The 14,793-nt window shown below is 74.1% G+C and carries 8 protein-coding genes; 1 reads left to right on the top strand and 7 read right to left on the bottom strand.

Annotated features, from left to right (window positions below):
* Positions 1–119: 119 nt before the first annotated feature.
* Positions 120–1,601: a protein phosphatase 2C domain-containing protein gene (locus CFW40_RS28175; RefSeq protein ID WP_088800645.1), complete on the bottom strand. Its 1,482-nt coding sequence runs from the start codon at positions 1,599–1,601 to the stop codon at positions 120–122.
* Positions 1,602–2,059: 458 nt separating this feature from the next.
* On the opposite strand from CFW40_RS28175, the gene CFW40_RS28170 reads away from it, so the two are divergent.
* Complete coding sequence (locus tag CFW40_RS28170) at positions 2,060–2,542, top strand: DUF456 domain-containing protein (RefSeq protein ID WP_088800644.1); 483 nt, start codon at positions 2,060–2,062, stop codon at positions 2,540–2,542.
* Between the two features lie 29 nt (positions 2,543–2,571).
* Here the strand turns inward: CFW40_RS28170 and CFW40_RS36755 are convergent, their stop codons facing one another.
* The 6 genes from CFW40_RS36755 to CFW40_RS28145 all read right to left on the bottom strand — a co-directional run bounded on the left by CFW40_RS36755 (position 2,572) and on the right by CFW40_RS28145 (position 14,702).
* Complete coding sequence (locus CFW40_RS36755; protein ID WP_093642863.1) at positions 2,572–2,781, bottom strand: hypothetical protein; 210 nt, start codon at positions 2,779–2,781, stop codon at positions 2,572–2,574.
* Positions 2,782–2,822: 41 nt separating this feature from the next.
* Positions 2,823–3,950, bottom strand: a complete 1,128-nt coding sequence (rsgA, locus tag CFW40_RS28165) for a ribosome small subunit-dependent GTPase A (protein WP_088800643.1) — start codon at positions 3,948–3,950, stop codon at positions 2,823–2,825.
* 366 nt (positions 3,951–4,316) lie between these two features.
* The gene (locus tag CFW40_RS37270; protein ID WP_119203543.1) at positions 4,317–6,455 is read right to left on the bottom strand and encodes a hypothetical protein; all 2,139 of its coding nucleotides are present in this window, start codon (positions 6,453–6,455) and stop codon (positions 4,317–4,319) included.
* Positions 6,452–8,563, bottom strand: coding sequence for a hypothetical protein (locus CFW40_RS28155; protein ID WP_256331253.1), 2,112 nt, complete (start codon positions 8,561–8,563; stop codon positions 6,452–6,454). Before CFW40_RS28155 ends, CFW40_RS37270 begins: the two co-directional genes overlap by 4 nt.
* Positions 8,560–11,121, bottom strand: coding sequence for a hypothetical protein (locus CFW40_RS28150; RefSeq protein ID WP_088800642.1), 2,562 nt, complete (start codon positions 11,119–11,121; stop codon positions 8,560–8,562). Before CFW40_RS28150 ends, CFW40_RS28155 begins: the two co-directional genes overlap by 4 nt.
* Complete coding sequence (locus CFW40_RS28145; protein ID WP_088800641.1) at positions 11,118–14,702, bottom strand: tubulin-like doman-containing protein; 3,585 nt, start codon at positions 14,700–14,702, stop codon at positions 11,118–11,120. The genes CFW40_RS28150 and CFW40_RS28145 overlap by 4 nt, the downstream gene beginning before the upstream one ends.
* Positions 14,703–14,793 lie beyond the last annotated feature (91 nt).

Below are 14,793 nucleotides of genomic sequence, written 5' to 3'. Positions count from 1 at the left end.
CGCGCCTCCGCTGTGCCTCCCCGTGGATTTCGGCGGGTGCCTCCCCGGTCCGCCTTTCCGGCCCGCCTTCCGCTGCGCCTCGCCGCCCGGTCCGCGTCGGGGTCCCTGGGTGGCCCGCGCTACGACTCCCACACCCCCACGGCCGTACGGTCCTGCGAGTGGTTCCCGGCCCGCAGTTGCGCGGCGGTGAGGAAGTCCACCAGTCCCGGTGGCCCGTCGGCGGACCATCGGTCGGCCAGCCGGGCGGCGAAGGCGGGCTCCTCCCGCAGCGGTTCGGCGAGACCCGCGGTGCACAGCAGCAGGGTGTCCCCCGGACGGGCGAAGGCAGTCCGGAAGAGGAACGGCTCGGGCCGTGCCGGGCTTTTGTCCGGGTACGGGTCGTGCGCCGGGGACGGGGCGGGGCGGGGCAGTCGGCCGGTGCCCGCCGCCTCTCCGGAGAGGCGGGCCGCCCCGGCGGGCTCCAGGTCCTGCCAGGCTCCGTCGCGCAGCAGGAAGAGGCCGCCCGCGCCGACACCGAAGAACACTCGGGTACGGCAGTCCGGATCGGCGGGCAGCAGCAGACAGCGCAACGCTGCCGGGTGCCGCTCCGGGCCCCCGCCGCGCAGTGTGCCGTAGCTGCGGTCGGTGAGCCGCTGCAGCCCGGATTTGAGGGCACCGCGGCGGTCCGTCCGGATGTCCTCCGCCAGTCGGGTGTAACTGCGGCCGACCGCGCCGCCGATCCAGGTGCAGGCGGCCCGGGCGGCGCGGTGGGCGCCCTCGGCGGACGGGCGGCCCGTGGCGACGGCGACCAGGATCAGAGCGTGCCGGCCGGCCCCGAAACGGGCGGTGAGCAGCGCATCACGGCGTATGTCGCCGCGCCGGCGGGCGGCGTCGCCACGCTGTGAGACGGCGCGCAGGGTCAGCGCGCCGTACCGGGCGCCGTCCAGCGTGGTGTCCGGCACCAGGTCGTCGAGCGCGGCCGGGTCGGCGGCGGGCAGTTCGCCCGGGCCGGCCCCGGGGGAGGGCGGGCGGTCACCGGTGGGGGCGGCGGTGGCGACCGGGTCGGCGGCAGGCGGTGGGGTGTCCTGGGGAGGGCGGGGCGGTGGGGCGGTTCGCCGGTCGGTGGATGAGTCGTCGGTGGACGAGTCGTCGGTGGAGGGGCCGTCGGTGGACGGGCCGTCGGTGGACGGGCCGTCGACAGGCGGACGATCGGCGAGCCGGAGGCCGGGGGCCGGGCGATCCGCGGCTGGCGCGTGCTTCCCGGGCCCGGTGGACCGGAGCGGGATCGGTGCCGACGGCTCGGGCGGGGAGGGGGCGGGCCGGCCCGACGGTTCCCCCGGTTGCGGGTCGGCCGTACCGCGATCCGGGGGCACCCGCGGTGCCGGACCGGCCCGCCTCGGCCCTCTGAGTGTCCGCAGCGCCGATGCGACCCGGTCATCGAGGGTGTCCGTGGTGGTGGCCGGGCCCACATCGGACGGGCCGGCATCGCACACCGTGCGGCGGCCCGAGGCACCCTCGTCCGCGCCCGCGCCACCACTGCCGCCACCGCTGCCGTCGCCGTCGCCGTACAACTGCCGCCACCAGTCGTCCTCGTGGCCCCGCGCGGCTCCCTGCTGATCCATGGGCCGTATTGTCCCCGGACGGCCACGGCCGAGACAGGGCGCGAAAGAGCGTCCACCGGGCGGCCGGCCTCCTACGGGTGATCGTCCACCGGACTGCGGCAGCCCACGCGGGTCGCGGCTGCGGGCTCAGGCCCGGCGGGCCGGGTGGCCGTGGGTGTCGGCCGGTTCGCCCTCCGGCGTTGTCTGTTTGCCGGGTGACGCGGACGGGGCGGGGCTGACGGCGGAGCACCCGCCGGGCACGCCCGGTCCGGCCGGCCGGCAAGCGCTTCCGGGTCGCGTCCGGCACGCTGGGCCCATGAGAGTGTGCAGCGTACGAGCCGTCATGGGTCCTGCGCCCGCCGGGAGTGAGGCCGGCGCGTGAGCGAGGGCAGCGGGCGGGCCAGGAGCAGCAGCCGGCGGGCCGGGCGAAGGAGCGTGCCCGGCGTAGGCGGGCCGGCCGGGCGAGACGGGGCCGGCGCATGAGTGTGTGGCAGCTGGTCGCGGTCGGGCTGGTGATGCTGCTGGGGCTGCTCGGAGTGCTGGTTCCCGGTATTCCCGGGCCGCTCATCGTGTGGGCGGGCGTGCTGTGGTGGACGCTGTCCGAGAAGTCCTCCCTCGCCTGGGTGGTGCTCATGGGCGCCACCGCCGTGCTGCTCCTCAACCAGGCGCTGAAGTGGCTGCTCCCGGTCCGGAACCTGCGGGCCGCGGGCGCGCCGTACCGGGCGCTGTTCCTGGCCGGGGTGGCCGGCATCGTGGGGTTCTTCGTGATCCCGGTCATCGGCGGCCCGCTGGGCGCCGTCGGCGGCCTCTACCTGCTGGAACGGGTCCGGCTCGGCAGCCATGGCGACGCCTGGGCCTCGACCCGTACGGTCATGCGAGCCATCGGCCTGAGCGTGCTGATCGAGCTGTTCACCTGCCTGCTGGTCGTCGGCGCCTGGGCGGGCGCGGTGGCGGCGGGGTGAGGGGTCATCCGGCCCGGCGGGCTGCGGCGTCACCCGGCCCGGACCCGTGCCCGTCCGGCTCCTGGCCCCTCCCCTGCGCCGCCGCCCCCACATCCGCGTCGATCAGCGACGCGCATCCTGACGTAGGCGGCCGCCCGCGGGCCGCCCGCGGACAGTGCCGCGAGCACCCGTTCGGCGGCACCACGGTCCGTGCCCACATCCAGCAGCACCCGTCCGTCGGCGAGGGCGGTGCGCAGCATGCGGACCGGCCCTCCCCTCGCCGCCGCCAGGCCCCCTCACCTCACCTCTGCGGCCCCCGCTTCCGCTCCATCATGTGCCGCCCCAGCGCCTGCTTCTGCTTCCAGTCCCGGCGGATCTCGGCGCGCAGCCGGGCATCCGTCTTCGCCACGATGCGCTGGTTCTCCCGCAGCAGCTTGCGGTAGCTCTCCAGCCGCCGCGCGGGCAACTCCCCGCTTTCGACGGCCTCTTGCACCGCACAGCCGGGCTCCGCCTCATGCGCACAGTCGTGGAAGCGGCACCCCTCGGCCAGCGACTCGACATCCGAGAACGTCCGGGCCAGCCCGGCCCCCGCATCCCACATGCCGACGCCACGCAGCCCCGGCGTATCGATCAGCACGCCACCACAGGGCAGCGCCCGCAGGTCCCGGGTGGTCGTGGTGTGCCGCCCCTTGCCGTCCCGGTCGCGGATCGCCTGTACCAGCTGCACCTCCTCACCGAGCAGGGCGTTGGCCAGCGTGGACTTGCCCGCACCGGACTGCCCCAGCAGTACGGACGTGCCCCCGGCGAGCACGGCGGAGAGCACATCGATCCCGTCACCGGTCGCCGAGCTGACCGCCAGCACCTGCACACCGGGAGCCGCGGACTCCGCGTCCGCAACGAGATGCGCCACCGTGTCCGGCCCTCCGGCCAGATCCGCCTTCGTCAGCACCACCAGCGGCTGCGCCCCTCCCTCCCAGGCCAGCGAGACGAACCGCTCGATACGCCCGAGGTCCAGCGCATCGGCCGACGACACCGCGATCACCGCATGATCGACGTTCGCCGCGAGGATCTGCCCCTCGGAACGCTTGGACGAAGCAGACCGCAAGAACGCCGTACGCCGCGGCAGCAACGCCCTGACGACGCCGTCGAGGTGGTCACCGGTCAGCCCGTTCTCCAGGTCGATCACGGCCCAGTCGCCGGTACACGGCACCCGCATCGGATCGCTTGTCGCCACGAGTGCGGTATCCGCCAGCGCGGTCCGGACGCCGTCGCCCTCGGGCACGACGACATCCACCCGTCCGCGGTCCACGCGGACGATACGGCCGGGCACGAACCCCTGCCCGGCATAGGGGGTGAAACTCTCCGCGAACCCGTCGTCCCAGCCATGGGCGGTCAACGGATGCGCAGCAGAGAAATCGAGGTCGAACAACGGGATGACCCTTCGGAAAGAGCGGTCCCGGCCACGCGCAGCACGCGCGAGAAGAAGAAAGGTCGGTCAGCCGGAGACCACAGGGGTGGGATGGATGAGCTTCCGGTTCCGGGCAGCGCCCGGCGCAATGACAGTCATCACGGTCCTCACCTCCTGTTCTCGCGAAAGTTCCCGCGAAAGTTCACGCGCATTCAGCGGCTTGCGACACGGAGCCTACGGGAGCGGGGAGCCGCGGCGCCAACCTTTTTCCGCGGCACCTCCCCGGTCCAGGGCCTGCTTCCCCGTCCCGTCTGCCGCGCGGCGCCTCACGGGTGGCACCTGCGAAGGGGGGCACCTGCGACAGCCGAGATCCGGCTGGACGCTGCGTCACACGAAGATCAGCAGGATCGCGATGAGTACGGCAATCACTCCGACTCCGGTTCCCACCACACAGCCCGGGTTGGTCGCCAGGGCGGAGACCCGGGCCCCGACGGTGGGCGGCTCGGGCACGGTCGCGGAGGGCTCGGGGGACGTGGTGGACACCGGGGCGGCGGGGGAAACGGCGTGGGACGTGGAGGGAGCCGTACGCGGAGCAACACTCTGGCCGATCACATCGCGCAGGATCTGCTGCCACAGGGCGGGAGGCAGGTCGGGGGCCGGGCCGTTCACCGGTGTGATGATGCTCTGCCAGAGCCAGTTGCCCGCGGTGGGGTGGCGGTCCAGGCACATGCGGTGCAAGAGCTCCTGCAGGTCATGCCGATAGCGTTCGTCCCGGGCCAGGGGGGCGACGGCCCAGGTGAAGAGGTCGGCCGCCCGACTGGCCATGGCCGTCCTCGAAAGGGTCTGTGCACCCTGACCGTTCGGCTCGAAGTACAGGCCCTGGCCGAGCACTTCGGCACACAGCTCGTGCCGCATCTTCGTCTCTCGCACCCGGACGCGGTCGGCGTCGCCCAGCTCGTGCAGCAGCAGATCCAGGGAGTCCGCCGGCAGATCGGTGGAGCGCAGCTCGTCCAGGAGCAGGCCGTCGGAGTGCGTGCGCAGCCGCTCCCTCAGCAGGCCGCGTTGCTGGGCGTTCCTGCGCTGAGGGGCACGCAGGTCCTCGTGGAGTGCGGACGCTTCGGGGGCTGCCGCCGGTCCGGTACCGAGCGTCGCCGGCCGGGGGGCGGGCGTGGGGACCGGGAGCGGAGTGGGGGGTGCAGGCGTGGGGGCGGGCTCCGGTGGGGGCTCCGGCGTGAGGGCCGGCGGAGGAGAGACGGGGGTGAGCGTCGGCGTAGGGGGTACCGGCGCGGGTGCGGGTTCCGGCTGCGGGGCAACGGGCCGGGAGACCGGGGACCGGGCCGGTTCGTCTTCCGGAGAGGGGAGTCCCCGGGACGGGAGTCCCGGAGACGGGAATTCCGGGGACGCGAGTTCCGGAGACGGGAATTCCGGGGACGCGAGTTCCGGAGAGGGGAATTCCTGAGAGGGGAGTTCCCGGGACGGGAACTCCGGAGACGCGAGTTCCGGAGACGGGAGGCGGTGCGGGGCCGCGGCGGTGCGGGGGACGGTCCGGGGGACGGCGTCCAGGATCTCCTTCAGCAGGCTGCGCCGCTGCGGCCACCCCAGCGCCGCGCCGTCCTTCAGGGCGTCGACCAGCTGCGGCACACCGGGGCCGTCCGCCGGGTGGGCCAGGAGGTGGCTCACCAGCCGGGCCGCCGCCCTGTGCTCGAACCGGAGGTCGGCCGGCGGGTGGCCCGTGATCCGGGCCAGCGGCCCCGACCCGCCCGCGTCCGGTTCCCAGCGCGGGACGCACATCAGACGCAGCTGATGGGTGTCGGCCGTGTCGTACGTGGCGTACGTCCACTCCTGGCCGAGCCAGGAACCGAACAGCAGGAACAGCCCCAGGTACACCAGCGGCGCCGCCTCCCGGCCCGGCCAGCCGGGCAGCTTCTCCTCGTCCGTGAGCAGCGACACCCGCTGTGCCGGGTCGCGCAGCCACTCCGCGGTGACCAGGATCAGCGCGTGCTGAACCGTCGGCAACAGCTCCTGCATCCCCGGCAGCCGCCGCCGGGCCACCGCGTCGAGCTGCCCGCACTCCACCGGGCGCAGCCGCCCGGCGGCCCGCTCCGCTGACTCCCGGTTGCCCCAGCCGCCGTGGGAGAGGCCTAGACACTGACGGGTCTTGAGCGCCCGTGGGTCACCGACCAGGACATGGCTGACCGTGCTGGGCCGTCCACCGCGGTCGGTGGTGGGCCAGCGCTGGAGGAGCATGACCTCACCGTCGCGGGACAGCGTGCGGACGACGCTCTGCCGCTCGGCCGCCGCACCGGACACCCACAGCAACGGGCCGAGTTCTCTGCCCAGTTGCTCGGCGCGCCCGGCGGAGCAGGAGTGGGCGACGGCCTTCATGCCGGTGTCCTGGCGGCCCTGGTTGCCGTCCCACCGGAAGACCACCTGGTGCACCGGCCCCGCGGCCGCGCCACCGCCCGGTCCACCACCGCCCGGTCCGCCCCGGCCGGCCGGTGGCCTCCGCTCCTGGTAGTCGCTCACTTCGCTTCCTCTCCCCCTGCTCCCCTGGCTTCGGGCGACGGTTCCGCTTCCCTCGCGGGTACCGGCCCCACGGCGAACTCCTCGGCGCCGCCGTTCACTTCGATCAGCCCGTGCATGGCCAGCAGGGACAGCAGCGGCTCCAGCACCCGCCGAGGCCCCGCTCCCGCCGGATAGCGGCCGTGTTCCTCCTGACCGCCGGTGGCCGACGCGATATGCAGGGTGCACCGGCGGATCGTGTCGAACGGGCGCAGCCATGCCTGGCCGGCGTGGTGGCGCAGCAGCCCGTAGACGTCCCGGCTTTCCTCGCGTATCCGGGCGGCATCGAGCGCGGTGGGCGGCGCCTCGCCCAGCCAGCGGTCGACGGGTGGCTGGAACCGCAGGAGGTCGGCCTTGCCGAGCACCATGGCGGCCGCCACGTCCAGATACGGGCCGTTCTTCGGCAGTCGGTCCAGGACGGTGCCGAAGGCGAGGTCGCCGTCCCGGTTCACCTCCAGGCCCCAGCGTTCCCTGGCGTGGTCGAGATGCGGCAGCGGGAGGGCCAGCGCCGGGTCGACGACGAAGACCATGGCGTCGACGCCCAGCAGGAAGCGCAGCGCCGCGTCGGTGCGTACCAGGTCCTCGCCGCCGAGGTCGAAGAAGGCGACCGGACGCACCTGCCCGCGAGCATCGGTGAGCAGCAGGGACTCCACGAAGCGGGCGAAGCCGTCCAGGCCGAGGCCGCCGGTGTGGTCGAGGACCTTGCCGTTGCGCAGCGGCTGCACCCGTTCCCGTACGAACCGGGCGTGCTGCTCCGGGTTGACGGACTGCCACTGGAGGCCGAACGGCTCCAGGCCGCCGTCCGTGATCTCCGCGATCATCTGGGTCAGCAGGTGGCTCTTGCCGGTGGAGGACTGGCCGACCATCGCGACGGTCAGGGGGCGGCCGTAGGTGAGGTAGGGCACCGGGATGAAGTGCTCGGGGAAATCCGGGTCCGCCGTGCACTTCTGGACGGCACCGCGCATGATGTCCTGGCGCCGCAAGGGGTTGCTGATGCCTGAGGGGTCCAGGGCCTGGTACTGCATCTTGCTGTCGGTGACGAACAGCGACGTGAGGTCGAGCTGGATGGTCTCCAGGCAATACGGGCAGAGCACTTCGCCGTTGCTTCTCCCGGCCGGTGCTCCGGACCCGTCGCGGGATGCGGTGGCGGGCGCCTGCCGCTTGAGGCGCAGCGCGTGCGCGAATGCCTCCCGGTGCGGGCGCGTCTCGTCGGCCGGCACGGAGAGCGCGAGACGCCGGGCGGCACCCGGGGCAAGGAGATCGAGCAGCCGGGCGGGCGTCGGCCGGCCGGCCGCCAGCGGGGCGAATGCGCCCCGCAGCGTCTCGGCGAGCACCCGGTGCCGGCCGAGGTCGGCGGGCGCCCGGTCGCTGGGGCCGGGCCGGCCGGTGACCAGCTGGTAGAGCACCTGGGCCGCGCTCCACACCGCGTCCCGGGAGTCGACGAGGCCTTCGCCCCTGCGCTGTTCGGGCGAGCAGTAGGGCGCCCGGCCCCACCGGGTCCTGGGCCGTCCGGTGCGGGCCACCCCTTCCAGCCCCCAGAGCTGGAGCGAGGTGCCGTCCCAGAGCACGGTGGCGGGTGAGATGCCACGTAGCACCAGGCCCTGGCTGTCCAGCAGGCACAGCGCCAGCATCAGATCGCGGGCGAAGACCCGCTGGTCGGTCGCGGACATCACATGAGTGCGCACGGCGGCGGTGCCGCGCGGTGCGGCGTACAGCAAGAACGGCTCGGCGGTGTCCAGTTCGTAGCCGACGATCCGCGGGAAGAGCGTCGCGTACTCCGTGTCGACGAGCACCCGGTGCAGGTGCAGGGCTGTGCCCGTCTCGGCGTCCAGCAGTGCCCGCGCCGCCGGGTTCGCCGCGTCGGCGGCGGTCAGCCGCACCTGGACGACCTGCTGCCCCTCGTCGTCGAGCAGGCCGTTGCGGATCCGCTGGGGCAGCAGCGGATCACGGCGGGATTCGCGGCCGAAGCGGACGGGGGCGATGCGGCGCCGTCCCGAGGGGACGGTGAAGGCCAGTGTGGTCCGCCGCGAACTGTCCGGCTCCGCCAGGGGGGAGTGCGGGCTACCGGTCACCAGCGGTCACCGTCCCTTCGTTCGTACGTGTCCGCACCGTCGGGTGCGGGGCTCTCGCGGGGCCGGACGGTGTCCACCACTCCCATCCGCAGCGGGGTGAGCCGGATCAGCCCGGCGTACCGTCCCGACGACGTCCACAGCGTCCCCTGGGGCCAGGCCGCACCGCTCGTCCGCCAGGCCTTCTCGACCTCGCCGCGTACGGCCTCCGGTGCGAATCTGATCCACACCGCCGCCGCCGGGTCGCGGCTGAGCAGGGTGCCCTGTTCGGGCGAGGACAGCTGCACCACGGCCTGCCGTTCGGGCTCGGCGCCGACCAGCTCGGCCACCCGCTGCGGGTCGGTCCCCAGGAGGTTCGCCGAGGTGGCGCGGATCCGGTGTGCGGCGGCGAACGGGGGCGGGGCCGTCACCCCGTTGCGCTGGAGGTGCCGACGGGCCGTCGACAGCAGCTCGCGGACCCGGTCCTCGGTGCGCCGCAGGGCGAGGGCGCCGGCCTGGCCGCGCTCTACGGCGCCCCAGTAGGGGGCCATCGCGACCAGGGCGGCGTCCGTCAGATCACCGGCGAGCGTGGCGACCAGCTCCGGCCCGCCCTCGCCGCTCTCACGGTCCAGCCAGCGCGGAGCCCCGGCGGTGGCGTCCTCCCACGGGTCGGCGGGCCGGGCCGCGCTCTGCTCCGCGGAGGCCTGGTCCCAGGAGGGCCCGTCCTCCCAGGCGTACACGCTCGCCCAGTCGCTGTCCTCGTCGTCGGGTGCGGCGAGGACGTCCGTCTCCAGGGCCGAGGCGCCGGACAGCCAGTCGTCCGCGGCCGGCGGGTCGGTGGGACCGGACGCGACGGCGGCCGGTTGCCGCTCGGGGTCGGCCGCCGCCTCGGCGTCCGCGGCGGCGGCCGTCGCGCGCAGCATGCCGGCGACGGACCGGGCCGCGTCGGCGCAGTAGAGGCGTTCGTCCGCGGCCCAGTGCTCACGGACCGCCTCGGCCAGCAGCGCATCGAGCCCGCTCAGGGCCTGGCGCAGCGCGGTGGTCCCGTGGACCGTGGCCAGGCAGCCGGACGCCGCACGCCAGAGCCGGCGCGCCGTCTCCACCGCAAGGCCGAGAGCCACCACCAGAGCGAGGGCGCTCAGCCAGAGCGGAGGCTCGGTCGCGTACGCCACGAGCTCTCCGGCAGCGGCACCGCCGAGTGCTGCGGCCCGGGGGCCCGTGGCCCAGCGTCCCGGATGCCCGGTGCCCCGCAGCCGGGATGCGCCGAACGCCGCCAGGCCGAAGAACACCAGCGGGACAGCGATCGCCAGCCCCATGTACGGTCCTTGCCACAGCCCGCCGAGCAGCCCCGCCGCGGCCGCCGCCGACGGCCCGGCCACCGCTCCCGGCACCGGGCCGCTGCCCGCCCCGGACCGCCGGGCCACCGCCTCGGCGGAGTACTCGGCGAGCTTCGGCAGCAGCACCGAGCCCGGCACCGGCTCCACCCGGCCGGCCAGTCCGGTGAAGCGCTGGGCCACCGCGCGCAGGGCGAGCCCCTGCCCCAGCAGCCGCCCGGCGAACTCCCGCAGGCCCTCGCCGATCCGCTCGCCCACGCCCTCGGCCGAGGGCACCCGCAGGCCGAGGGCCGCGAGCCGGGCCGCCGTTTCGGCGGCGGACGGTACCGTGCCGGAGCCGCCGCTGTGCAGAGCCGTGCCGACCAGGCTCCGGTAGTCGCCGAGCGCCTGGCGCGCCTGGTCGAGGTCCGCCTCGAACGCCTCCCTGCGGGAAGCCCTGAGCAGTCCGGGGACGGAACGCAGTCCGGCCAGCGACTCCTCGGCGTCGTCCAGGGCCGCCGCGCACGCGCCGTACGCGGCGTCCGCCGTTCCGCCCGCCTCGCGGTGGCGCAGGTCGCGGCCGGTCCGGCCCGCCGCCAGTCCCCGCAGCGGCTCCGGCAGATCAGCCGTTGTCCAGGCGGTCACCGGAAGATCCGGTGCGAGTTCGGTGTCCTCGCCGGCGAACCGGGCGAGCGCGTCGCGCCAGGCCCGGTCGCGCACCTCCGGCGGCAGGTCCTGCTCCAGCAGCCGCACCCCGGGCGCGGCGACGGTGTCGGGCAGCGACCCGAAGTCGTCGAGCACCCGCAGGAAGACGTCCGGGACCGACAGCAGGTCCACCAGGACCGCCAGCGCCTCCGGGGCATCGGGCGCGGGCTGTTCCAGCGCCGTACGGGCGGAGCGCAGATCGCCCGCCCACAGCAGGGCGGTCCCCGAAGCCCGCAGCACCGCAGGCCGTACCAGTCGGCGGTCCGCCTGCAGGACCTCGTCCGCACCGTCATACGTACCGGGTGCACTGCCCACCAGGAGGACCAGGATCCTGACCTCGCCCACGGCCCGGTAGGTGGTGAGCAGTTCGTACTGCTGCTGGTGGTCGGCCAGTCCGGCGGGGGTGTCGACCACCAGGAACAGCGGGTGGTCGGGTTCCGGGAGGCCGGCCCGGCCCAACTGCCGGGCGACCGCGCCCCGCAGGGCCGGGGCGGTGCCGAGTTCCGCCGCCGCGGTGCGCAGGTCCAGGTGGATGACGGCGCCGATGTCCTCGGGGGTGGTCACTCCGCATCACCGTCCCAGGGGTTGCGGCGTGCGCGGTCGCTGCCGCGGTCGTCGGTGCCGCCGTCCGGGCGGGCGGTGCCGGGGTCGTCCCAGGGCGCCCACGGCCGGTCGGCGCTGCCCACGTGCCCGTTGACGCGGTCCCGTTCCCCGGAGGAGCGCCGCCTCTCGTCGTCGTACGTCGCGCCGTCGCCGTGCGTCACGCCGTCGCCGTGCGTCACGCCGTCGCCGTACGTCACGCCGTCGCCGTGCGTCGCGCCGTCGCCGTGCGTCGCGCCGTACCCGTCGTCGTGGTCGTCCACCGCCGCGCGCCGCGCACGCTCATCGCGGCCGTCCTGGTACGCGCCTGCCGAGGCGCGCGGTGCGGTGCCCCAGTCGTCGTCATCGGACACGGCACGCCGGGGTTCCGAAAGCTCCTTGCGGACACGCGGCTTCGGCGTTCCGCCGCGTACGTGCTCCAGCAGCGTGCGCAGGGTCGGCTGGACGGCACGCTGGTCCCCGAACTCGGTGTCCAGAGCGGCCGGCAGCGTCTCCGCCCAGAACTCCCACAGCGGCCGCACCCAGCCCTCGACCCGCTCGCCGCCGCGCTCCCGGCGGTCCGTCAGCAGTTCCAGCTGGCGCGGGGCGATCTTCTCGACCAGTTCGACGAAGAGCGGGTGCGGTGCGCTGCCGCTCCTGGCGAGACCCAGCGGCTGAGCCCCCATCAGTTCGCGGCAGTAGTCCTCGACGATCCGTTCGTCGTCGAGGACGGTCCAGCGTTCGTACGCCCGCAGCAGCTCCGCCCAGCTCGACACGCCGCCGGGGAAGTCACCGAGCCGCAGCCGGACGCCGGGCACGTTGTCGCCCGTTTCGGGGAACAGCCTCAGCCGCACGCGGTCCGGCGACGCCAAGTCGCCGTCCACCACGTCCACCTGGCCGTTCCACATGCAGCACAGCAGCCGGTGGAGGATGGCGCGGCGGTCCTCCTCGCTGCTGACCATCCAGCTGTCCCGGAACCCGAGCCGCTGACGCCACCGCAGCACGTCCTGGGCCTGCTCGGAGTCCTTCGCCCTGGCCCACTGCCGCAGCACCTTGCGGGCCTCGGGCACCTGGGTGAGGCTCATTTCGCTGCGGAAGAGGACCACGGTGATCGAATCGCTCTCCACCCCCCGGTACTCCACGGAGTTCTTGGCGTCGGAGGGCAGCCGCAGCGCCTTGCCCAGATACTCCTGCACCTCCTCCACGGCCTGCACGCGCGGGTGCGTGACCAGGACCCGCAGCGGCCCGGTGCCCTCCGGGGTGAAGCCCACCGGCAGCAGCCCGGTCAGTTTGCGGCCGAACAGGTCCAGCGCCTCCTTGCTGACGTGGTCGGTGGCGTCCGCGTCGCCCGCGGCGGCGGCCAGCAGGGTGCTCATGGACGGCAGCAGCGGGCGCTCCTCCAGGTGTTCGCCGCCCTCGGCGAACAGGCGGGTGATGCGGCCTTCCAGCTGTGCCTTGACGAGTGCCACCGCGCTGTCGGGGCTGCGGCGGCTGAGCGAGTGGACCGTGCGCCAGGTGTCCCCGTCGACCATCTTGAGCAGGAGCGTGGCCTCGTCGTCGTGGTCGCGCAGCCCCTCCCGGCGGATCAGCCGGGTGACCAGGTCCTCGTAGAAGTGGTTGAGGGTGCGCTGCGGTGGCAGCAGATAGGAGATCCCGGTGCGGTCCTCGTACAGTTCGAGGCCCTTCTGCGCGGACACCTTGCGCTCCTGGTCGCAGTGTTTGCGGAAGGCGTTGACCAGGCGCCCGAGGTCGGTCCCGGCCGCGTCCGCCTGGGGCTGCCAGCGCTGCTGCTGCTCCCGCCAGGCCTCATGCCACAGGATCCGGCTGCGCCACTGGTACCAGGTGTCCTGCTCCTGGAGGGCCGCCTGCACGTCGTCGTCGCCCCAGCGGGCCGGCGACATACCGGCCATCCGGCCCTTGATCCGGGGGGTCTTGGGCGGCTGCTCGGTCACCCCCGGCGGGCGTTGGGGGGCGACGGAGCGGCTGTTGAGCATGCCCAGGAACCCGGCCCGGACGATCGGTTCGTCGCTGTCCGGGACGCCCCGCACGACGCGCTCGGCGAGGAAGGGGTCCACGGTCTGGAGGAGCTTGTCGATGGCGGGGCGCGGGGCGAACCGGTCGGCCATCGAGGCGGTCTGCCGGTCGGCGATGGACTGGAGGTCGGACAGCAGCCGCTGCATGTCCGCGATGCGTTCGCCGAGCGCCTGCTCGATGGCCCGGCTGCCGCGCGGCAGCGGGTCGGGCTCCGGTACGGGCAACTGCGGGCGCTCCCAGAGTTCTTCGAGATGGGAGTCGGCGAACAACTGCCGGATCATCGGCACCGCGGTGTCCCGCAGCGCGGTACGCGGCCGCTCCACCAGATCGGTGACCGCCTCCCGCAGCAGCCGGCCGGCCACCAGGTCGGCCAGTTGGTCCATGGGGGCGGTCATGGAGGCCACCAGGCTGGTGGAGACCCCCTGCCGGCCGATGCCGGTGGGGGACATGGCGCTGCGGTGCACCCCCCGGTTGATGAAGCTCGCGGCGAACGTCTGGTAGTCGTCGTCGGCCGCGGTCGTCCGGCCCCGGGAGCGGCCGTCGCCCAGCTCGGTGCCGATCAGTGACATCACCAGGGAGACGATGGAGCGGCGCAGGTCGTCCTGGCGGATGCCCGCGGTCGGGCTGAACAGGAACGCGGTGGGCAGGATGCCGGTCCGCAGCCGGACCGGTGTCGTGCCCGGGTAGCGGATGCCCAGACCGGAGTCATGGTCCAGGTCGCCGATCTCCGCTCCCTCCGTCGGCGCGTTCTGCCCGTCCACCAGCCGGAACAGGTCGACCAGAGCACGCGCCGAGTTGAGCTCCGCCTCCCGTCCGCCGCCGGCGGCGGAGGAGAACGAGGACGGCATCACGACCAGCGGGTAGATCTTCACCCCGTCGAAGCGGCGCAGCTGGAAGGCGTGGTTGATCAAGTGCAGGTAGTCCAGGAAGATCCCGGCGCCGGTGCCTCCCGCGACCGAGAAGGCGACGAACACATCGCAGCCGTTGACCTTGCCGCCGCCGAGCTCGCTCAGCTCCCCGGCGGATTTGGCGATCGCGTCGATCGCCTGGAGGAGGGGTTCCAGCACCGGCGCGAGGCTGTGCCGGAGCGTGGCGAACAGGGCGGCGCGCCCGACGGTGGGCAGTTGCCCCGCGCCGTTGTGGAGCGGGGTGACCTTCGGCTCGTCGATGCGCGGCGGCAGCCAGCCGGAGACCTCGTCCCGCAGGCTCGCCCGCAGCATCTTGGTCACCTCCGGTGAACTGTCGAAGTTCGGCAGCAGGTTGTGGGTGGCCCGGGAGGTACGGGCGTACGCGGCGCGCAGCGACGGGTCCACATTGAACTGGGGCAGCCGCTGCAGGTCGGACTCGCTGTAGTCCGCGTACACGAACTGGAGGCAGTCGGGCAGCTGGTAAGGGGCGTGGCCGCTGAGGTGGCTGAGTGCGACGCCGTCCGGACCGCACAGCTCGGCGCGCAGCTTGCGTTCGAGTTCGGCACCGACCAGGCCACCGGTGCCGCCCAGGCCGACGAAGAGCATCGGCTGGAAGATCTTCATGGGTTCCCTCCCGCATGCGGCCGTATCGGCGGCCGGTTCGTCCTCGATACGTCTGTGGATTCCTCGCGGCACGGTGGCCGTGAGGCGGTGT

Source organism: Streptomyces sp. 2114.4 (assembly GCF_900187385.1).
Taxonomy (GTDB): Bacteria; Actinomycetota; Actinomycetes; order Streptomycetales; family Streptomycetaceae; genus Streptomyces; species Streptomyces mooreae.
This window is presented reverse-complemented; position numbering and strand designations above follow the sequence as displayed.

Coding starts and splice junctions, on each gene's coding strand:
- CFW40_RS28175 (WP_088800645.1), bottom strand. CDS start 1,601: ATGGATCAGCAGGGAGCCGCGCGGGGCCACGAGGACGACTGGTGGCGG.
- CFW40_RS28170 (WP_088800644.1), top strand. CDS start 2,060: ATGAGTGTGTGGCAGCTGGTCGCGGTCGGGCTGGTGATGCTGCTGGGG.
- CFW40_RS36755 (WP_093642863.1), bottom strand. CDS start 2,781: ATGCTGCGCACCGCCCTCGCCGACGGACGGGTGCTGCTGGATGTGGGC.
- CFW40_RS28145 (WP_088800641.1), bottom strand. CDS start 14,702: ATGAAGATCTTCCAGCCGATGCTCTTCGTCGGCCTGGGCGGCACCGGT.